This is a genomic window from Tateyamaria armeniaca (genome assembly GCF_045797845.1).
Lineage (GTDB): Bacteria > Pseudomonadota > Alphaproteobacteria > Rhodobacterales > Rhodobacteraceae > Tateyamaria > Tateyamaria armeniaca.
In genome coordinates this window covers 1,326,279-1,345,128 of record NZ_JBHDIY010000002.1, presented here as the reverse complement: position 1 = coordinate 1,345,128, position 18,850 = coordinate 1,326,279, and the positions used below count along the sequence as shown (strand labels likewise).

General features: G+C 59.8%; 17 protein-coding genes, 1 tRNA gene and 1 pseudogene. 7 read left to right on the top strand and 12 right to left on the bottom strand.

The features are described 5' to 3' along the window. Both ACERZ8_RS06670 and maiA read right to left on the bottom strand, forming a co-directional pair. On the bottom strand, positions 1-951 hold the full coding sequence (locus ACERZ8_RS06670; RefSeq protein ID WP_407591427.1) for an MBL fold metallo-hydrolase: 951 nt from the start codon (positions 949-951) through the stop codon (positions 1-3). Between the two features lie 13 nt (positions 952-964). Beyond that, a complete protein-coding gene (gene maiA / locus ACERZ8_RS06665) occupies positions 965-1,612 on the bottom strand; it encodes a maleylacetoacetate isomerase (protein ID WP_407591425.1) in 648 nt (215 codons plus the stop codon). A gap of 277 nt (positions 1,613-1,889) precedes the next feature. Between maiA and ACERZ8_RS06660 the strand changes: the two genes are divergently transcribed. Further along, complete coding sequence (locus ACERZ8_RS06660; RefSeq protein WP_407591423.1) at positions 1,890-2,576, top strand: D-lyxose/D-mannose family sugar isomerase; 687 nt, start codon at positions 1,890-1,892, stop codon at positions 2,574-2,576. A gap of 86 nt (positions 2,577-2,662) precedes the next feature. On the opposite strand, the gene ACERZ8_RS06655 is transcribed toward ACERZ8_RS06660, so the two are convergent. Continuing rightward, positions 2,663-2,739: transfer RNA gene (locus ACERZ8_RS06655), tRNA-Arg, on the bottom strand. Positions 2,740-2,869: 130 nt separating this feature from the next. Between ACERZ8_RS06655 and ACERZ8_RS06650 the strand changes: the two genes are divergently transcribed. The 5 genes and pseudogenes from ACERZ8_RS06650 to ACERZ8_RS06630 all read left to right on the top strand — a co-directional run bounded on the left by ACERZ8_RS06650 (position 2,870) and on the right by ACERZ8_RS06630 (position 7,681). Next, positions 2,870-3,898, top strand: coding sequence for a LacI family DNA-binding transcriptional regulator (locus tag ACERZ8_RS06650; RefSeq protein ID WP_407591422.1), 1,029 nt, complete (start codon positions 2,870-2,872; stop codon positions 3,896-3,898). Beyond that, positions 3,895-5,103: a winged helix-turn-helix domain-containing protein gene (locus tag ACERZ8_RS06645; RefSeq protein ID WP_407591420.1), complete on the top strand. Its 1,209-nt coding sequence runs from the start codon at positions 3,895-3,897 to the stop codon at positions 5,101-5,103. Before ACERZ8_RS06650 ends, ACERZ8_RS06645 begins: the two co-directional genes overlap by 4 nt. Positions 5,104-5,141: 38 nt before the next feature. Beyond that, positions 5,142-5,888: a 5-oxoprolinase subunit B family protein gene (locus tag ACERZ8_RS06640; RefSeq protein WP_407591418.1), complete on the top strand. Its 747-nt coding sequence runs from the start codon at positions 5,142-5,144 to the stop codon at positions 5,886-5,888. Then, positions 5,885-6,718 (top strand): annotated as a pseudogene (locus tag ACERZ8_RS06635) (5-oxoprolinase subunit C family protein); the annotation flags it as partial. The gene ACERZ8_RS06640 and the pseudogene ACERZ8_RS06635, both read left to right, overlap by 4 nt. A 195-nt stretch (positions 6,719-6,913) precedes the next feature. Then, on the top strand, positions 6,914-7,681 hold the full coding sequence (locus ACERZ8_RS06630; protein WP_407594186.1) for a LamB/YcsF family protein: 768 nt from the start codon (positions 6,914-6,916) through the stop codon (positions 7,679-7,681). A gap of 38 nt (positions 7,682-7,719) precedes the next feature. Here the strand turns inward: ACERZ8_RS06630 and ACERZ8_RS06625 are convergent, their stop codons facing one another. From ACERZ8_RS06625 to ACERZ8_RS06615, 3 genes are all read right to left on the bottom strand, one after another. After that, complete coding sequence (locus tag ACERZ8_RS06625) at positions 7,720-9,693, bottom strand: thiamine pyrophosphate-binding protein (protein ID WP_407591416.1); 1,974 nt, start codon at positions 9,691-9,693, stop codon at positions 7,720-7,722. Next, positions 9,690-11,300, bottom strand: coding sequence for a glutamate synthase-related protein (locus ACERZ8_RS06620; protein ID WP_407591414.1), 1,611 nt, complete (start codon positions 11,298-11,300; stop codon positions 9,690-9,692). The genes ACERZ8_RS06625 and ACERZ8_RS06620 overlap by 4 nt, the downstream gene beginning before the upstream one ends. A 94-nt stretch (positions 11,301-11,394) precedes the next feature. Continuing rightward, entirely contained in the window at positions 11,395-11,955 is a 561-nt protein-coding gene (locus tag ACERZ8_RS06615) for a TetR/AcrR family transcriptional regulator (protein WP_407591413.1), read from the bottom strand. 132 nt (positions 11,956-12,087) lie between these two features. On the opposite strand from ACERZ8_RS06615, the gene ACERZ8_RS06610 reads away from it, so the two are divergent. After that, complete coding sequence (locus ACERZ8_RS06610) at positions 12,088-12,759, top strand: cupin domain-containing protein (RefSeq protein ID WP_407591412.1); 672 nt, start codon at positions 12,088-12,090, stop codon at positions 12,757-12,759. Positions 12,760-12,809: 50 nt separating this feature from the next. On the opposite strand, the gene ACERZ8_RS06605 is transcribed toward ACERZ8_RS06610, so the two are convergent. From ACERZ8_RS06605 to ACERZ8_RS06580, 6 genes are all read right to left on the bottom strand, one after another. Then, the gene (locus tag ACERZ8_RS06605; RefSeq protein WP_407591411.1) at positions 12,810-13,676 is read right to left on the bottom strand and encodes a sugar phosphate isomerase/epimerase family protein; all 867 of its coding nucleotides are present in this window, start codon (positions 13,674-13,676) and stop codon (positions 12,810-12,812) included. Next, positions 13,673-14,584, bottom strand: coding sequence for an NAD(P)-dependent oxidoreductase (locus tag ACERZ8_RS06600; protein WP_407591410.1), 912 nt, complete (start codon positions 14,582-14,584; stop codon positions 13,673-13,675). The genes ACERZ8_RS06605 and ACERZ8_RS06600 overlap by 4 nt, the downstream gene beginning before the upstream one ends. 148 nt (positions 14,585-14,732) lie before the next feature. After that, positions 14,733-15,743, bottom strand: a complete 1,011-nt coding sequence (locus ACERZ8_RS06595) for a Gfo/Idh/MocA family protein (RefSeq protein WP_407591409.1) — start codon at positions 15,741-15,743, stop codon at positions 14,733-14,735. Further along, the gene (locus ACERZ8_RS06590; protein ID WP_407591408.1) at positions 15,740-16,783 is read right to left on the bottom strand and encodes a Gfo/Idh/MocA family protein; all 1,044 of its coding nucleotides are present in this window, start codon (positions 16,781-16,783) and stop codon (positions 15,740-15,742) included. The genes ACERZ8_RS06595 and ACERZ8_RS06590 overlap by 4 nt, the downstream gene beginning before the upstream one ends. Next, on the bottom strand, positions 16,780-17,787 hold the full coding sequence (locus ACERZ8_RS06585) for a Gfo/Idh/MocA family protein (RefSeq protein ID WP_407591407.1): 1,008 nt from the start codon (positions 17,785-17,787) through the stop codon (positions 16,780-16,782). Before ACERZ8_RS06585 ends, ACERZ8_RS06590 begins: the two co-directional genes overlap by 4 nt. Continuing rightward, positions 17,784-18,845, bottom strand: a complete 1,062-nt coding sequence (locus tag ACERZ8_RS06580) for a Gfo/Idh/MocA family protein (protein WP_407591406.1) — start codon at positions 18,843-18,845, stop codon at positions 17,784-17,786. Before ACERZ8_RS06580 ends, ACERZ8_RS06585 begins: the two co-directional genes overlap by 4 nt. Positions 18,846-18,850: the final 5 nt, after the last annotated feature.

The window sequence follows — 18,850 nt, the reverse complement described above, 5'->3', positions numbered from 1 at the left end:
TTACCCCTGAAGCTGTTCCCACATCTCGATGTCCCGCTTGTCGGTCCAGATGCGTGGATGCGCGATGCCCCGCGCCTCGTCATAGGCGCGGGCCACGTTAAACGGCAGGCAATGTTCATAGATGGCGTAGTCGTGGAACTTGGGATCGCATTCGGCCCGCACCGCATCCCATGCCTCTTTCAGTGTTCCGTTGCGCGCAGCCACACGGGCGGCGGGACGGTAGGTGCTTTGAACAAAGTCGCGGGTGCTTTCGATGGCTTTGTTCACCATATCCTTGCCCATCAGCGCATCCCCACGCCCCGGGGCGATGGCATCAACGTCATGAGCCTTGATCGCGTCGAGCGTTGTGCCCCAATCGGCAAAGTGTCCGTCGCCGCAATAGCAGGCCGAGTGGTATTCGACGATGTCGCCGGTGAACATCACATTCTGATCCGGCACATGGATCACTGCGTCACCCGCAGTATGCGCGCGGCCCACATGTTTGATGTCAACGCGACGGTTGCCCAGGTAGACGGTCATCCCTCGGGAAAAGGTCGTGGTTGGCCATGTGAGGCCGGGAATGCTCTCGTGGCCTTCGAACAGACGGGGGAAGCGTTGGAATTCGCTGTCCCAGTCTTCTTGCCCGCGTTCGGCGACCATGGCGCGGGCGGTGTCGGACATGATGATCTGATCGGCGCCGTAGGCAGACGCCCCCAGCACGCGCACGGCATGATAATGGGTCAACACCACGTGGCTGATCGGCTTATCCGTCACCTCACGTACCTTTTCGATGACCTTGGCGGCCAGGCGGGGGGTCGCCTGCGCCTCGACGATCATCACGCTGTCATCGCCAATGATGACGCCGGAATTCGGATCACCCTCGGCGGTAAAGGCCCACAGACCCTCACCAATCTCGTCAAAGGTGATCGTTTTTTCAGTCAAGTCGCCCTGAGAGGCAAAGGCTTTGGCCATGGTAATCGTTTCCTTACTGGGCGTCGGGTTGTTGGTCTGGATGTGCGGCGGCAATTTCCGGAACGGCAAGGCACGCAGCTTCGATCCGCGCAACGTTGGGATAGGGGGTCAGATCTACGCCCCAGCGCCGCGCGTTATAGGCTTGGGCCACAAGGCACAGATCGGCAAGGTCCGGCGTGTCGCCAAAGGCAAATTCGGTCGTGTCGTCAACAAGGGTTTCAAAGGCAGCAAATCCCTGATCCATCCAGTGCCGCATCCACGCCATCGCACCGTCCGTATCGACTCCGTAGGCATCGCGCAGATGTGTGACCACTCGCAGATTGTTCACCGGATGCACATCCACCGCCATCGTGTGTGCTGCCGCCAGAACCCGCGCGCGCAACCGCTTGTCCGCCGGCAGCAAAGGCGGGGTCGGCCAGGTTTCTTCAATGTAGTCAAGGATCGCCAGCGATTGCGTGAGCACGGTACCGTCGGCCAAAACCAGCGTCGGAACACCTTTGCCGGGGTTGAGTGCGGCGTAGTCATCGCTGCGCTGATCACCTGCCAATAGATCAACGGGCACTGTTTCGTACCCTACACCCTTAAGGTTCAGCGCGGCACGCACGCGGTAGGACGTGGTGGAGCGCCAATAGCTGTAGAGCTTGATCTGGGATGAAGACATCAAAAGGGCACCGGCGTTGCGTTGCAGCCATCGGTAATAGTTGTTTTTGTAACCAACAAGGGCGGCAATTGGGGTTTTGAGCCGTGTTACGCGCTTATCTCGGTTACACCTGATGTAACGGCCACTCGGATCTGACGAACCGCATTTCGGCATCTGATCCAGAACGCATCCGACCAAAATCACTCTCAAGCGGCAGTTTGCCCATTGCGATCTGTCTCCACTTGTCTTCGGATGTCGTGAGCCCAACAACGCACCGTTAACTACGGAGATTGACCCAATGAAACGCTCCCGCATCAACGACATCATCGCTGAATCCGACGATTTCATGCGTACGTTCGGGTTCGTCATGCCCCCCTTTGCCTATTGGAGCCCGGACGAATTCAAGGCGCGCAAGGACATCGCGCGTAACGTGATTGAAGCCCGATGCGGTTGGGACATCACCGATTACGGCGTTGGTAAATTCGACACGATGGGGCTGTTTCTGTTCACCTTGCGCAATGGTCGACTGGCCGATCTGCAGCGCGGAGGAGGGATGTGCTATGCCGAAAAGCTGCTGATTTCCAAGCAGGATCAGCTTAGCCCGATGCACACGCATGTCCTGAAGGCCGAAGATATCATCAACCGCGGCGGCGCAACTCTAGTGATCGAGTTGTTTGGTTCTGATGCACAAGGCCAATTCGCCGAAGATCAGGGCGGCACCGTCTTTTGCGATGGCATCCAACGCGACTTTGCCCCCGGAGAGAAACTGCAACTCGCGCCCGGAGAAAGCGTGACGTTGATGCCAGGTGACTGGCACGCCTTCTGGGGCGAAGGCGGAGACGTTCTGATCGGGGAGGTTTCAACGGTGAACGACGATGAAACCGACAACATCTTTCGCGAACCGATTGGCCGTTTTGCGAATGTGGACGAAGACGTTGATCCAGTTCATCTTTTGGTCAGCGACTATCGTACGTGGTTGGGCTGAGTTTCATTTAGTGGTCGTGATGGATAAGACGCGAAGAGATTTTGGCCATTGGCCCGCGCAGAAATCACGGGGAAAATCAAACACGCTGGCGACCCCGGCAGGATTCGAACCTGCAACCTGCCCCTTAGGAGGGGGCTGCTCTATCCAGTTGAGCCACGGGGCCGTGCGTTCCTTCCATTACTGCGTCCCAGACGCCTTGTCACCTGCAGCAGGCAGGACAAGCGTGCAGAGACTCTTGAATTCCTTCGGCATTTGGCGATAACTCGAAGCGCAGCTAATTCGAAGGATTGACGTTGACTGATCGCGCCCCACGCCCGCTGACCCTGCGCGATGTTTCTGCTGCATCAGGCGTCTCCGAAATGACTGTCAGCCGGGTTCTCCGCAACCGGGGCGATGTCAGCGAGGCCACCCGTGCCAAGGTTCTGGAGGCGGCCAAAACGCTGGGATATGTGCCAAACCAAATCGCCGGATCGCTTGCCTCGCAACAGGTCAATCTGGTCGCCGTGATCATCCCATCCCTCGGAAACATGGTCTTTCCCGAGGTTCTGACCGGCATCAACCAAGTGCTCGAAGACACCCCTTTGCAACCGGTTTTCGGCGTCACCGATTACATGCGGGACAAGGAAGAACGCGTTCTTTACGAAATTCTTTCATGGCGTCCTTCTGGCGTGATTATCGCAGGGCTTGAGCATTCCGATGCAACGCGGGCCATGCTGAAAAATGCAGCCATTCCGGTCGTCGAGATCATGGATACCGATGGCAATCCAGTCGACAACATGGTCGGCATTTCCCACCGCGCGGCGGGTCAGCAGATGGCCCGCGCCATCCTGAAACAAGGGTATAGCCGGATCGGATTCATGGGTACGTCCATGCCCCGCGATCACAGGGCGCGCAAACGCTTTGAAGGTCTGACCGAAGTTCTGGCCAAGGCAGGCATCGAGATCGAGGCGCGCGATTTCTATTCTGGTGGGTCTGCCCTTGCCAAGGGGCGCGAGATGACGAAAGCGATGCTGGATGCCAATCCAGACCTCGATTTTCTGTATTACTCCAATGACATGATCGGGGCTGGTGGCCTTCTGTACCTGTTCGAACAAGGCGTGGATATACCGGGGCAGATTGGTCTGGCGGGTTTCAATGGCGTTGAATTGCTGGACGGTTTGCCGCGCCGCCTTGCCACGATGGATGCCTGTCGTCTCGACATCGGGCGTGCGGCGGCCAACATCATTCTGGAACGTCTGGGCGGGTCGACAGAACCGCAACATATCACCCTTTCACCCAAGATTTCCTATGGCGACACATTGCGTCGCCAACGGCGGCCTTGACCCATTTCACCCTGACGAATGACGCGGCACGGCGCGTTTTCCTTGATCGTCACGCCTTGTCGGAAACACCGCAAGGTGCAGGGCGCGGTCACGATCTGTTGCACCTCATAGAGCGCCTGGGCTTTGTGCAGCTTGACAGCATCAACACTGTGGCGCGCGCCCACGATCTGATCCTGTTTGCGCGCAGGCCGCGATATCGCCCGAAATCGCTCAAACTTTTGTACGAACGCGACCGGGCGCTCTTTGAACACTGGACCCATGACGCCGCAATCGTGCCGATTGCCTTTTACCCCTATTGGCACATGCGCCGTCAGCGCGACGCCGATCTGCTGCGCAGCCGGTGGAAGAACTGGCGGCGGGATGGCTTTGAGGCACAGTTTCAAACCGTGCTCGACATGATCCGCGAACGTGGGCCAGTCTGTTCCGGCGACGTGGGTGAGGGTGAAAAGCGCGGGTCAGGTGGGTGGTGGGACTGGCATCCGTCCAAGACGGCCCTCGAATACCTGTGGCGGTCCGGCGCTTTGAGTGTGGTCAAGCGGCAAGGGTTTCAAAAATACTATGACCTGACAGAACGCGTCATCGACCAGACCGCGGCTGGAAATGCACCGGACGAGGAAGAGACGATAGACTGGTGCTGTCGCGAGGCGTTGAACCGTCTGGGCTTTGCCACACACGGAGAGTTGGCGGCCTTCTGGGCACATATAACCCCAGCCGAAGCCAAGGGCTGGTGCTCGCGTGCGCTTGCAGAAGGCCGGATCATTCAGGTGTGCGTCACCTGTGTGGACGGAACGGAACGCCCCGCCTATGCCTGGCCGGACCTGCCCAATTGCCCGACACAAACCATTGATCCGACGCCGCGCCTGCGGGTTCTCAGCCCGTTTGATCCGGCCTTGCGCGATCGCAAGCGGGCCGAGCGTTTGTTTGGATTTGCCTATCGGATCGAGATTTTCGTGCCTGAGCCAAGGCGCAAATACGGCTACTATGTCTTTCCTCTGCTGGAAGGCGACAAGGTTGTCGGGCGCATTGATATGAAGGCGTTCCGGGCCGAGGATACCTTGCGGGTGCGTGCCCTGTGGCCCGAACGCAAGGTGCGCTGGGGCAAGGGGCGGCAGCGTGCCCTGGAGGCTGAACTGGAACGTGTGCAACGGCTGGCGGGCGTGTCCCAACTGGCCTTCGAAGATGGGTGGCTGCGCGACCCGCTTTAGCAATTGCGCACAGATGCAGACACGTTAGGGTCGCGCCCATGCAAAACGAACCGTTCATACCGACAATCCGATCCGTTGGTCTGAATGGCTTGCTTGTCACATTTGGCGACACAGCCTCGGACGAGGCAAACCGCGCCGCCATCGCCTTTCGCAGCGCCGTTGATGCGCAGAATTGGCCGGAAGTCAGCGAAAGCAGCAGTACATTGGTGTCCGCCTTTTTCCGCGTGGACCTTGCAGAGTACGGCTTTGATGGACTCAAGGACAAGTTGGATGGCGTGTTGGCCGCGCACGACTGGACGACAGCCGAGTTGCCTGCAGGCCGAACCCTTTGGACCATCCCGGCCGTCTTTGGCGGCGACCGCGCACCGCAACTCGCAGAGGCGGCAGAGGCGGCAGGCCTGAGCGTCGCGCAGGCTGAGGCGGATTTGACCTCCACCCGACTGCGCGTTCTGACCTTGGGGTTTGCGCCGGGCCAGCCCTATCTCGGCACTCTGGGCGAGGCATGGAATATCCCAAGGCAGGTCGGTCTGTCCCCGAACATCCCTGCAGGTGCCTTGGTCGCCGCCGTCCGCCAGATTTGCCTGTTTACAAAGGACACACCGACCGGATGGCGCCACGTGGGGCAGTCCGCGTTTGCCTGTTTCCGCCCCCGCAGCGATACACCCTTTCCCCTGTCCCCCGGAGACGAGGTGCAGTTCACCGCCGTCACCGAGCAAGAGCTGGCCCGTATCGAAGTGCACAATGCCGACGGTGCCGGTGGCGCGCTGCGCGAGGTACTGGAATGAGAGGGCTGGTCGTGCATCAGGCCGGGCCGGCCATGGCGCTGCAAGACCTTGGGCGTCCGGGATTTCTGGCGAAAGGCCTGACACGCGGCGGGGCCGCGGATGTAACAGCGGTCCACGAGGGTGCAGCCCTTTTGCGCCAAGACCCGGAACTTGGCGTCCTTGAGATGGTCGGGACGGGTGGCACATTTGAGGCAACCGAGGACGTGCGCATCGCGTTGACCGGGGCCGTGATGACCGCACAGGTCGATGGCCGCGCGCTGGTCTGGAATGCCAGCCATGTTGTGCCCGAGGGCGCACGACTGACCATTGGGCCGACGCGGTCGGGCACTTACGGCTATCTGCATGTGGGCGGTGGTTTCGCCACCGACACGGTATTGGGATCTCGCGCCACGCATCTGTCCTGCGGATTGGGCACATTGGTCGGCAAGGGTGATGTACTACCGGTCGGTCCCGACAAGGGCAGGGAAACCGGCATGACCCTCACCCCCGAGGCGCGGCTGAACGGCGGCACCGTGCGGGTGGTGCCAAGCATGCAGACCGAGGATTTCGATCCCGATATCCGCGACCGCTTTGAAGCCACTGAGTTTCGGCGCGACCCGCGTGCCAACCGCCAAGGCGTGCGGATGGACAGTGACGGCGATGGATTTTCCAACCCGAAAGCGCTGAGCGTCGTAAGCGAAGTCATTGTTCCCGGCGACATACAGATCACCGGAGATGGAACACCATTTGTGCTGATGGCCGAATGCCAGACCACCGGGGGATACCCCCGCATCGGTACGGTTTTGCCCTGCGATCTGCCGCGTGTAGCGCAAGCGCCAGCGGGGGCGGGCGTGCGCTTTGCTTTTGTGACTCGCGACGAAGGGGCGGCCATTCAGGCCCGCGCCACTGCGGAACTGGGCAAGCTGCCGAACACGGTGACACCACTGGTGCGTGATCCGGCCATGATGCAGAACCTGCTGAGTTATCAACTGGTTGGTGGCATGGTGTCGGCCATGGAATCCCCCTGGACGAAGGAGAGTTGTGACATGCAAGTCGATCTGAACGCGGATATGGGCGAAAGCTTTGGCCCGTGGACCATGGGGGATGATGCAGCCCTGTTGCACACAGTAACCTCTGCCAACATTGCCTGCGGCGCACACGCAGGTGATCCGGATGTGATGGCGGAAACGATGGGCATCGCGCTGGAACGCGGCGTTGGGATCGGGGCGCATCCCGGCTTTGCCGACATTCAGGGCTTTGGCCGTCGCCGCATCGATATACCGCTGAAATCGCTTCAGAATTCGATCCGCTGTCAGGTGGGTGCAAGCCTTGGCATGGCCCGTGCGTTGGGGGCAGAGGTGCGCCATATCAAGCTGCACGGGGCGTTGGGAAACATGACGTCAGAAAACGAAGAAATGGCGCGCGGGTGCTATGAGGCTGCGCTGTCCGCCCATCCGGACGCCATCATCATGGTGCTGGCCGCCACCGCTCAGGAACGCGCTGCCCGCAGTCTGGGCGCGCGCTTTGCCTGCGAAATATTTGCCGACCGCGCCTATAACGCCGATGCAACTCTCGTGGACCGCCGCAAGCCGGGTGCGGTGATCCATGATGCCAATCTTGCAGGCAATCGAATGGTCGAAATGGTGAAAGCGCAGGCCATCATCACCGAAGACGGCACTCGGATCGACACGCCCATCGACAGCATCTGCTGCCATGGCGACACACCAGAAGCGGTGGAAATCGCAGCCTCTGTCCGCCGGACGCTCGAAGCCGAAGGGATCAGCGTGAAAATGTTCGAAGGGCGGACCGGGTAACGTCCGCACAACGATCTGTGTGCTGCGATTGACCCCGTTTACACCAAATCGGCGTCAGTCATAATTTCGACCAGTGTAGGCCCCTCAACATCCAGTGCCTTTTGCAGCGCGGCCTCAATCGCGTCTGGCGACACCACCTTTTCCCCATGCGCGCCGCAGATCTTGGCGAAGGCAGCGAAGGACGGGTTGTGCAGGTTGGTCTCCCACACTGGCCATTCGCCGGACCGCTGCTCTTTCGAGATCTTGCCAAGCTCGCCGTTGTGCAAAAGCACATGGGTGATGTCCATGCCGTATTTAACAGCCGTGGTCAGTTCCATGGGGTACTGGCCAAATCCGCCGTCGCCCGAGATTGAAATGACTTTACGACCCTTCAACCAATCGAAATCCTGTGTCGCCGCCCACGCCCCCATGGCCGCAGGAAAGCCGAAACCGATGGAGCCAAGATAGCCCGACATCAGCACCCGCTGACCCTTGGTTTCAAAGTAGCGACCGAAGGAATAGGTGTTGTTGCCGACATCCACTGCGATGATCGCATCTGGTGGGGCGATACGTGACAGCACCTTGAAGATCGCTGCCGAGTGGATGCCTTTTCCAGCCGCCTCGCCCAATCGCGTTTCCTTTTCGTCGCGCCAGATTTGCCAACGGTCAGCCAGTTCGCCGATTTGGTCCGGCGCGTCGGCAGGGCGGTTGATATCGGCGCTGATCGCCTCGCAAAACGCACCGATTTCAGCCCAGATCGGCAGATCGACCGAATGGAATTTGCCCAATTGCATCCGTTCGTAGTCGACCTGGATGATGGGTTTTTTCGGCGCGATGCCAGTGTGATTGGAGAACGAGGTGCCAAGCGTCAGGATCAAATCCGCCTCGTTCATGAACCAGCTTGCAATGGGCGTGCCCGAGCGCCCCAAGACACCTGCCGCATTCGGGTGATCGTCGGCGATTAGTCCCTTGCCCTTGAACGTGGTCAACACCGGAGCGCCAAGGATTTCGGCCAGCGCCGTGATCGCATCCATATGATCCCACGCGCCATGGCCCACGACCAGAATGGGCCGCTTGGCGCCATTCAGCATTTTGAGTGCATCCGCGACGTCATCATCCGACGGCTTTACAACTGCGCGTCCCATGCGCCCGTCCGGTGCGCTGGCGGGTTTGTCCGACGGGTTCGTCTGCATATCATCCGGAAAGATCAGGTGCGCGACGTCCTGTTGCACCAGCGCGTTCTTCATCGCGAGCGAGACAAGTTCGGAATGGTTTGAGGTGGATAGGACCGTCTGGCTGAATTTGCTGACAGCCGCAAACGCCGAGGCGAGGTCGATGTCCTGAAACGCGCCGGGTCCAAAGACCTGCGTTTGCACCTGACCTGTCAGCGCAAGCACCGGCGCGCGATCAACCTTTGCATCCCACAGACCTGTCAGCAGGTTCGTGGCACCGGGGCCCGCGATGGTCAGGCAGGCCGCCGGATGGCCCGTCAGCTTGCCATAGGCCGAGGCCGCAAAGGCCGCCGCCCCTTCATGACGGATCCCGATGTACTTCATCTCCCCAGCTTCGACACGCATCCGTATGGCGTCCGCGAGACCAAGGTTGGAATGGCCTACCATGCCAAAGACGTGCTTGATGCCCCAGTTGACCATGCTTTCGGCCATCTGATCACTCACAGTGCGCTCATGCGGTGGTTCAGGTTCAAGGCCGACGAATATCTCGTCCCCTTCGACCTTGACCGGGTAGATGTCCTGCCCGCTGTCCTCGTGTCCGCCGGGCGGCTTACCGGTGAGCGGGTCAAAATCCCAGCCGTGCCACGGGCAGCGGATCCAGCATTTTCCACCTTCGCCACGCTCGATCGACCCCTCGCCCAGCGGCCCGCGCTGGTGGGGGCAGTGGTTGTTCATCGCCGCCCATTGCCCGTCAAAATGTGACAGGCAGATTGAAGTCGTGCGCGCGGTGACGGTCTTGACCCGCCCTTCGGGCAGATCGCTTGTGTGTCCGACGCTGATCCAGTCCAGTTGCTCGCTCATGTCAATCCTCCGAACGGAACACCCGAGATCTCGGACATGTCCCTTTTCCATGTGGTGAGGTCACCCGCATTGAATTTGTTCAGGTGATCGTGGCCGCAGGCGCGGGCCATGACCTGCATAAGTTCAGTGCTGGCCTCAAAGAAGTTGGCAAGCTGACGGGCTGATTTTTCGACGATCAGTCGATTGACCAGATGTGGTTTCTGGCTTGCGATCCCGACGGGGCAGTTGTTGGTGTGGCAGGCGCGCATGGCGATACATCCAATCGCTTGCATCGCCGAATTGGAGAGCGCAACCGCGTCCGCACCCAAGGCAAGCGCCTTGACGAAATCGGCCGGTTTGCGCAGTCCGCCCGTGATGACAAGAGAGACATCGTGCCGCTCAAGCCGATCAAGATGTGCGCGGGCGCGCGCTAGTGCAGGGATCGTCGGCACCGAGATGTTGTCACGGAAAATGATGGGTGCAGCCCCTGTGCCCCCACCACGGCCATCAAGTATGACGTAGTCGACACCAACGGTCAGCGCGGCATCGATGTCCTTTTCGATATGTTGCGCACTGAGTTTGTAGCCGATGGGAATGCCGCCAGTGCGGTCCCGGACTTCGTCCGCGAAGTCCTTGATCTGGATAGGGTCCGTCCAGTCGGGAAAGCGTGCCGGGGAAATGGCATCGTCGCCTTCGTCCAACCCTCGCACCTCGGCGATTTTGCCGTTGACCTTGTGGCCGGGCAGGTGCCCGCCGGTGCCGGTCTTGGCACCTTGGCCACCTTTGAAGTGGAACGCCTGCACCTTGGCCACTTTGTCCCAGCTGAACCCGAACCGGGCAGAGGCGAGTTCGTAGAAGTATTTCGAGTTTGCCTCCTGTTCTTCGGGCAGCATGCCGCCTTCGCCTGAACAAATACCGGTGCCCGCGATTTCCGCGCCGCGCGCCAACGCGACCTTGGCCGGTTCGGACAATGCGCCGTAGGACATGTCAGATACGAACAGCGGGATGTTCAGGCGCAGCGGTTTTTGCGCGTTCGGGCCGATGACAACTTCGGTCCCCACCGGATCATCGTCCAGCAATGGGGGCTTGTGCAGTTGGGCCGTCAGAATCTGGATGTCATCCCAATCAGGAAGCGTGTGGCGCGGGACGCCCATGGCATCGACCTTGCCATGATGCCCCGTCTTGGACAGCCCATCGCGCGCATATTGCTGGATCAGGCCGGTGTAGGGTTCTTCGTCGGTGCCGTGGGACGTGTCGGCATAAAGGCCAAGGTACGCATCACGGTTGTAGGGTTGCGGATTATCATGCGCCCAAGCTGAAATCTCGTCCGCATCGACGCAGATGTTGTCCCCTTCAAGCCAGCTTTTGAACTTTGGCAGGGCCTCGTCATTGGCGTATTCGCTTACGCCACTGTCGAGCCGGTAGTCCCAGTCGTGCAGGCCGCAGATCAGATTGTTGCCACGTACGAACCCGTCTGACATCAGCGCGCCACGGTGAAGGCACCGGCCATAGAACACTGAAATGTCGTCGTCGAAACGCACAACCACCAGATCCACTTCGTCAACCAGAGCATAAGCCGGGCTGCGATCCTCAAGTTCTGAAAGCTGCGCCACAATTTCTTTTTTCATTCTGTCGTCCCACCGTTAGTCACCCGGACAGACTTGCACAGGTGGGTGGGCAAAGCACATCACAATTCTCGGGCGCTGTTTTCGGGCGGCCGGGTCAGATGGTGCGGGCGCGCAGCACGTCGATGGCGGCTTCGAAACGCGACGTTTCACCGGCGGCGCGCGCCATGATTTGCGCGCCTTCCACCACGGCAAGCGCGGCGTGGGCCTCGGCCCTTGGCGCGCCCACAGAGCGGATGCTGCCATCGCGCAGGCCCAGTCGGAACACTGTCTCCAACCATCGCGCGACATCGGCGTGAAAACCAGCCAGTTGCGCTCGTGTGTCATCCGGCAGGGCGCTTTGCGTTACGCTCAAAGCCACGCACAGGCACAGGCTGCGCCCGCCATCCATGGCTTCGCGGTACAGGTTCAAAAAGGCCAGTAGCCGACCAGAGGCGCGCGGTTGACATGCTGCAATATCCGCCAACCTATCGGCGACCATATCCCGGTAACGGATGATAAGGGCCAGCGACAGATCCCCTTTGGTCTTGAAATGATGATGAATGGAGGCCTTGCGAATGCCAACCTCTTCAGCAAGATCGTTGTAGCTGAACCCGTCGAATCCGCGACTGCGGGCCAGATGCTCTGCACACATCAGGAGGTTTGTTTTCGTTTCCACTCTATTTGCCTACTTACTGGTTTGCGCCCAATGGACCGGAAATTGTACACCCAAAGCAAAACTCATGAACTGCCGCTTGCCAAATTACGCTAAACATCTACCTATTGGTAGGCAACACTGAAGGAGCCCATCATGGAACTGAACGCCGACTTTACCGAAGATGTGCGCGTTGCTTATGACGACAACCCGTGGCGGGCTTCTCCCGGGGCCGGAGTGGAACGCAAGATGCTGGATCGCATCGGTGACGAGGTGGCCCGCGCAACGACCATCGTTCGGTTCGCACCCGGCAGCACGTTTGATGCACACACCCATGACGGTGGTGAGGAATACATCGTGCTCGATGGCGTGTTCCAGGATGAAGACGGCGACTTTCCCGTCGGCACCTACGTGCGCAATCCGCCCACGTCGCGCCACACGCCCCGCTCTGAACCGGGTGCGACGATATTTGTGAAGCTGTGGCAATTCGATCCGGAAGACCGCGAACATGTGCGCATCGATACCACCGCGGTCGATACGACACCCGATGTCGCCCGGACCGGTGTCGAGACTTACACGCTGTTTCAGGACGCCCGCGAACATGTTCGCCTTGAGGTCTGGACAGGTGGAACACGGCACGTGTTTACAGCCGAAGACGGCGCCGAAATTCTCGTATTGGAAGGCACGATCTGCGCCGGTGAGGACAAGATGGGCCCACGCGATTGGTTGCGCCTCGCACCCGGATCAAAGTCTGACCTGACGGCAGGCAAGGATGGCGCGCGGCTTTGGGTCAAGAAAGGGCACTTGCGCCAAATCACTGACAAGTGAAACGCGCCCTAGTTCTCGTTGCCGGTCTCAATTGCTTCCAGTGCAGCCAGCTAAGGCCCGAAGATCGCTTTAAACTGCTCCACGCAGGCTCGAAAACCGGCCTCGAAATCTCCGTTTCCCGGGTGATAGACGCTTTCGAAAGAAACCACGCCCTCATATCCATCCGCGCGCAGCGCATCCGCCATCGGCTGGAACAACGGGCCAAGTTGACCATACCCCAGTTCCCTGACTTCTAGCGTCGCGCGCGGTGTATCGACCACAACATCCTTGATATGGATGTGTCCAAGATAGCCATCTTTCACCGCGTCATACCCGTCCGGATAAGCCAGTTCGTGACACCAACAATTGTTGGCTGGATCCCACAGCACCTTCAGCACGTCCTTTGCATCCAGTTCGTCGATCAACCGGCGGGCGGTGTAGTTGGAGTTGACCATCGTACCATTGCCCGTCTCGACCACCAGCGTGATACCTTCGCGGCGCGCAAGATCGACGGCTGGCGCAATCATCGGGGCCATCGTGTCCCACGCACCATGGGCGACATTCCAATTTTCAGCTCCGCCTGAGCCCCACAGGATCTGTTCTTTTTTCTGGGTCATGATCCGCACAAGCGGGCTGTCAACCACATGCGCCATGTCGATCACGCGTTTGAGTGCATCCATGTGCTGGGTGTGAAGGGGGTCGCCAGCACGGTTGGCCGTGGTCATCCCTGCAAAGATGTGGCGCGACAGGCACGAAACAGGCTTGCCGCGGTCACGCAGAAGGGTATCGACATCCCTGATCTGATGGGCTGAATGATCGCCGACTTCAGTCTCACCGATATATTGCAATTCGGCGTAGGAAAGGCCGAACTCATCCATCACATCAATTGCATTGCCAAGATCGCGGCTGATTCCGTCGGTAATAACCCCAAGTTTCATCGTGTCGCCTTTGCGCCATCGCGGTGCAGTTCAGCACCCACGATCTCTTCTATCACACGGATGGCGACCCAATTGTCCCCCTGTGGATAACGCGTTCGCCCGGCATGAAAAATCTGCATCGCAGACGCTGCCGTATGGAGCGGGACACCAAGTTCTTCGCCAAGCGCCATAGAGATCGTGAGATCCTTGTGCATGGTGTTGATATGACTGCCCGTGCCTTCGAACTGGCGATCAATAATCTTTTCCAGCGCGTTGTTGGTGATGCCCGACCCTGCGGAGGACGTCGAAAACACATCCAAAATCACCTGACCGGGCACACCGGCCTTGGCGGCAAGAACTGCCGCTTCGAATGTCGCTGAAAAGATCGAACCGATCAGGGATTGCAGGCAGGCCTTGACCACCTGCCCTTCGCCCGGCGATGTGCCGACTTGATGGATGGAGGCCGACACCGCCTCCATCACCGGTCTTGCATCGCCCAGAACATTGTCGGGGGCCGCAGCCATCAGCGTCAGCGTACCGGCCTGCGCGCCGGGATAGCCACCCGACACCGGACTGTCGATCAGGTTGAGCCCGGTATCCTTCAGACCTTCACCGATGGCGCGCGCCTCGGCAGGTTTGATGGTGGAGGTGAGCAGAATCGTTCCGCCCGATTTCATGCTGCTGGCTAACCCGCCTTCACCAAGGATCACCTCGTGCGCTTCGGCACCTTTCATGACCATGACAAAGACGTAGTCCGCATTTCGCCCCACTTCGGCGGTGGAGGTCGCCAAGTGCCCGCCCATGTCGCCAAAGGCCTGTTGCCGCGTGTCCTTCAGGTCACGCCCCCATGTTTCAAATCCGTTTGCAATCAGGTTCTTGGCCAACCCGCTGCCCATGTCTCCCAATCCAATAACACCCACTGATGGCATCAGATGCCTCCTTTTCTCATCATGTTTTCAGGTGGGGTTTCACGTCGGGCGCGGACGCCGGGCAGGTCCAAAAGACACCCCCTGCCCTATCGCGGCGCGCAACCGCGCGCATCCTTACGCTAGCACAGCTTTTGGCCGTGGCGAGGGCCTAAATTTCGGGGATGTCGACGGATACGCCTGTTTGCGCCGCTTGCTTGATCGCCTCAATCACCTGCACGGCACGCAGTCCGTCAGCGGCGCTGACCAACGGTGTGGCACGCCCCACAATCACATCTGCAAAGTGGGCGATCTGCGTTGATAGTGGATCACTTGCTGGAATTGGAAGGCGGGTCTGGTCGATTGGGGCCCACCAGTCCGGACCTGCCTTCTGGCTCCATACGGTTAAGTTTGGAAGGGCGAGAGACCCATGTGTACCGCCGATCAAGTATGACGACTGATCGGTCTTTGGATAGGCCGGGTTTTCCCCAGCCGTCAGCTCCCAACTCCACGGTCCAAGCGCGACGTCGGCGAGGTTCAGTGTGCCGAGCACACCGCTGGCAAAACGCAGGATCGCAACGCTGACCTCTTCGGCACCCGTTCCGCGAACCCGGTTGCTTTCCAGTGCCTGAACCTGCGCGATTGGGCCACACAGATACATGAGGACATCAACGTCATGAATCAGGTTGATGAACAGCGGACCCGCCCCTGCGCCCTGCCGCCAATCGGCATCGTAGTAATGGTCGGGCTTGGGCAACCAGCATTGGCCGTGCACTGTCGTCAAGGTGCCCAGCCCGCCGCCTTCAACAATCTCTTTTGCCTTGGCGACAAGTGGATTGTGACGGCGATGATGACCGACAAGAATGGGTACATCCGCCTCTTTGGCCGCATCGACGAGCGTTTTTCCTTCGACAGCACTGCCCGTCAGGGGTTTTTCGATCAGCATGGGGCAATTGACAGCAATTAGTTCCTGCGCCATGGGCGCGTGCAGCGCATTTGGCACCGCAAGGATGATGCCGTCGGATTGCTCGGCAAGGTCCGCCAAGTCACACGCAGATGGCCCCTCGATATCAGCGGCCGCCGGGTCAAGCACGGCGGACAGCGTTACACCCGGCGTGCGCGCGATGGCTGCGATATGCTGGCGTCCGATCAGGCCCGCCCCGGCAACTCCGATCCGCGTCATGGCTGCCATCCGTTGTAAAGAGGGTGGTCGCCGCCCAGGGGTAGCGCAACAGGAATACCGCTGCGCTGCGATGCGTATATCGCCGTGACAAGCGCGATGGAGGCTGCTCCATCCTCGAGCGTTACAGCGGCATTCGGTGCGCCAGTCAGAGCTTTGGAAACCTCGGTCAGAAATCCGGCAAATCCCGACGCACATCGAGGCGCGTTGTTTACCACTTCATCCAACTTTCCCTGTTTCGCCGGATCGCGTGCGATGAACGCCCATTCTCCCTCCCCCGGAGCGTACGGATTCGTATGTGACGTCGCGGTGAGGTGTTCGTACACAAACCGCAGCCGGGTTTCGTCATGTGCATTGCCCAGCGTGATAGAACTTGTCGCAACGCCACCCCCCGCAAGATCGAAGATCAAGGCGGCTGTATCCTCCGTCTCGATCGGGTTCACAAGGGTGGCCAAACGTGCCGTCACCCCAGTGATCGGGGCCGTGAAGTGGGACAGCAGGTCATGCGCGTGGATCGCGTGCCCAAGCACCGCACCACCCTGTTCACCGTCCCATGTGCCGCGCCATGGCACAGCGTAGTAATCCGCGCCACGATTCCAATGTGTTTCAAGTGCTGCCGTGCGTGGAGCGCCCGTCAGCCCCGCGTCATGTAACGCGGCAAGCTGCGCAAAGGCGGGTCCGAAACGGTACTGGAACACCGGAAAGACCTGCTTGCCCGCCGCGTCAGCCGCTGATCTGACTGCATCGACCTGCGCCAACGAAGTCGCAAGTGGTTTTTCACAGATCACATGTTTGCCGGCCTGCAATGCCTGGATGGCCACCTCTGCATGCAGGTGCGGCGGCAAGCAAATGTCGATGACGTCCACATCCGCGCGCAAAGCCGCCTCGAAGTCCGTCAGGCCAGTGATCGTGTCGCCGCACAAAGTGGCGCGCCGTTGATCATCCTGATCAACCAGATGCGTGACCTTGAACGCATCAAGGGTTCGGTATGCCGCCAGGTGTTGTGCACCGATCCCCCCACCCAGAACAGCCACCCGGATCACGTTGACCCACCTTCCGCCATTTCCTGCGCCTGCAGGGCAAGTTCCATCACCGTAAAGCAATGCGCCTGTGTCATTGCCGTTTCTGTCCTGTGCGCGATGTCATGGGTGAGGCGGTCAAAATAGGGCAGACCGGCGTCGTGTGCGTCAATCGAACGACAGTCCGTTCCATTCACGAGGATCAGGTGATCAGTGCCTTCACGTCCACCCACGTCAACGTATTTGCGCAGTTCGATATACCCGTCTGTCCCAAGCAGGGTCAGCCGCCCATCGCCCCAATTGGGCAAGGCATCGGGCGTGTACCAGTCGACGCGGATGTATCCCGATGCATTGGGCGCGCGCAGCGCAATCTCTCCAAAATCCTGCAGGCCGGGGTCGTTCGGATTGGCATGATTTGCGACATGGGCCATCGTGACATCTGCGCTTTCAGAACCGGTGAAATGCAAAAACTGGTCAATCTGATGAGATGCGATATCAGTCAGTACGCCACCGTATCTTTCCCGATCGAAAAACCAGCCCGGGCGCGTGTCGCGGTTCAATCGATGCGGGCCAAGGCCGGTAGTGTGCACAACGCGGCCAATCGCGCCGCTCTTGACCAGTTCGTCCGCCAGCGTGACGCACGGCACCTCGAACCGTTCGGAAAAGTTGATGGACCAGATGCGACCGGTTTCGGCCACTGCTGTCTTGATCTGCTCCAGTTGGTCAAGCGTCGTGCATCCCGGCTTGTCCGTCATCACGTCATGGCCCGTCTGCATGGCACGAATGGACAGCGAGGCCCGCTCAGCCGGAATTGCTGACACAAGTGCAAGGTCCGCCCCTGCCCCTAGCGCTTCGTCGAGCGTTCCAAAGCGTTGCAGGTCGGGAAAGCGTTTGATGTACCCTGCCAGCGGTTGCGGATCGCTTTCAGTCCAGTACCCAAGGCAACGCGCGCCGATGCGCATCATGTTTTCGGTCATGCCATAGATGTGCCGATGATCAAGGCCGAGGGCGACAAAGCTGAGGGTCATGTGGGCACATTCGTTAGCGTGGCAGACTGCGTGGCCTGTTCCATTGCGTGAATGACCGCATGGACATGCAGCGCCTCTTGCGCCGGGGCGAGCGGGGAGGTGCCGGTTTTGACACTGCGGGCAAAATCCTCGATCACCGATTGGTGCCAGCCATGTGAAAAGGCCATTGGGTCGGCGCCTCCGCCCGTGCCTGTATTGTCATCGGGCGCGATGACGTCCTGTCGCCCGTCGTGCCAGTCAATTTGCAGGGTGTCGCCCTGCAACAGCACCTGTGCATGCGCGGTTGTCAGCGCGATGCTTTCCGGGCCACCGGGATAGGCGGCGGTACTGGCGCTCAGCACGCCGGTTGCTCCGGAACGAAACTTCAAAAGGGCGGTTGCGATGTCTTCGGCTTCCATCTGGTGCAAAGGCGTCGTTCGCATCTGTGCTTGCACCTGTGCAACCGGTCCCGCCAGCCAAAGCGCCAGATCAAGGCTGTGGATCGCCTGATTGATCATGACACCGCCACCGTCACGCTCATAGCTCCCACGTCCTGGTGCGTCGTAATAGGCCTGATCGCGCCACCATGGCACGCGGATTTCAACGTGCACGATCTGCCCCAGATCGCCTGCATCGAGGTGAGCCTTCAACGCCTGCGATGCTGCCCGCGTGCGGTGCTGAAAGCAGACCCCGGCAGGTACTTCGGCGCGGGCAAAGGCATCCACAACCTCCGTGGCCGCAGGCAGTGTCCGTTCAAGCGGTTTTTCCATGAGGGTCGGAATGCCTGCCTGCGCCAGTGCTTTGGCATAGTCGATCCGCGCATTCGGGGGGGTGATCAGAATGGCCATGTCGGGGCGTGTTGCAAGGCTATCATCCAGGTCGATGAACGCATCCACCTGAGAGCCAATCGTTTCGCTGGCCTGCGCGCAGAACGCCGCGGTCCGGGTCTGATCACGTCCCAGAACGCTCACCAAACGCAAATCCTCGGTATTGTCCCGCAAGGCAAGCACATGGGTCTGAGCCACCATTCCCGCACCTATCAGCAACACGTCCATACTGACCTCAGTCCCCTTTGCCACGCGCC

Bases quoted from the DNA above. Each gene is read 5' to 3' on its own strand.
- ACERZ8_RS06620 (WP_407591414.1), bottom strand. From the start codon at position 11,300: ATGAAAAAAGAAATTGTGGCGCAGCTTTCAGAACTTGAGGATCGCAGC.
- ACERZ8_RS06610 (WP_407591412.1), top strand. From the start codon at position 12,088: ATGGAACTGAACGCCGACTTTACCGAAGATGTGCGCGTTGCTTATGAC.
- ACERZ8_RS06630 (WP_407594186.1), top strand. From the start codon at position 6,914: ATGCAAGTCGATCTGAACGCGGATATGGGCGAAAGCTTTGGCCCGTGG.
- ACERZ8_RS06640 (WP_407591418.1), top strand. From the start codon at position 5,142: ATGCAAAACGAACCGTTCATACCGACAATCCGATCCGTTGGTCTGAAT.
- ACERZ8_RS06605 (WP_407591411.1), bottom strand. From the start codon at position 13,676: ATGAAACTTGGGGTTATTACCGACGGAATCAGCCGCGATCTTGGCAAT.
- ACERZ8_RS06595 (WP_407591409.1), bottom strand. From the start codon at position 15,743: ATGACGCGGATCGGAGTTGCCGGGGCGGGCCTGATCGGACGCCAGCAT.
- ACERZ8_RS06670 (WP_407591427.1), bottom strand. From the start codon at position 951: ATGGCCAAAGCCTTTGCCTCTCAGGGCGACTTGACTGAAAAAACGATC.
- maiA (WP_407591425.1), bottom strand. From the start codon at position 1,612: ATGTCTTCATCCCAGATCAAGCTCTACAGCTATTGGCGCTCCACCACG.
- ACERZ8_RS06600 (WP_407591410.1), bottom strand. From the start codon at position 14,584: ATGCCATCAGTGGGTGTTATTGGATTGGGAGACATGGGCAGCGGGTTG.
- ACERZ8_RS06585 (WP_407591407.1), bottom strand. From the start codon at position 17,787: ATGACCCTCAGCTTTGTCGCCCTCGGCCTTGATCATCGGCACATCTAT.
- ACERZ8_RS06660 (WP_407591423.1), top strand. From the start codon at position 1,890: ATGAAACGCTCCCGCATCAACGACATCATCGCTGAATCCGACGATTTC.
- ACERZ8_RS06625 (WP_407591416.1), bottom strand. From the start codon at position 9,693: ATGAGCGAGCAACTGGACTGGATCAGCGTCGGACACACAAGCGATCTG.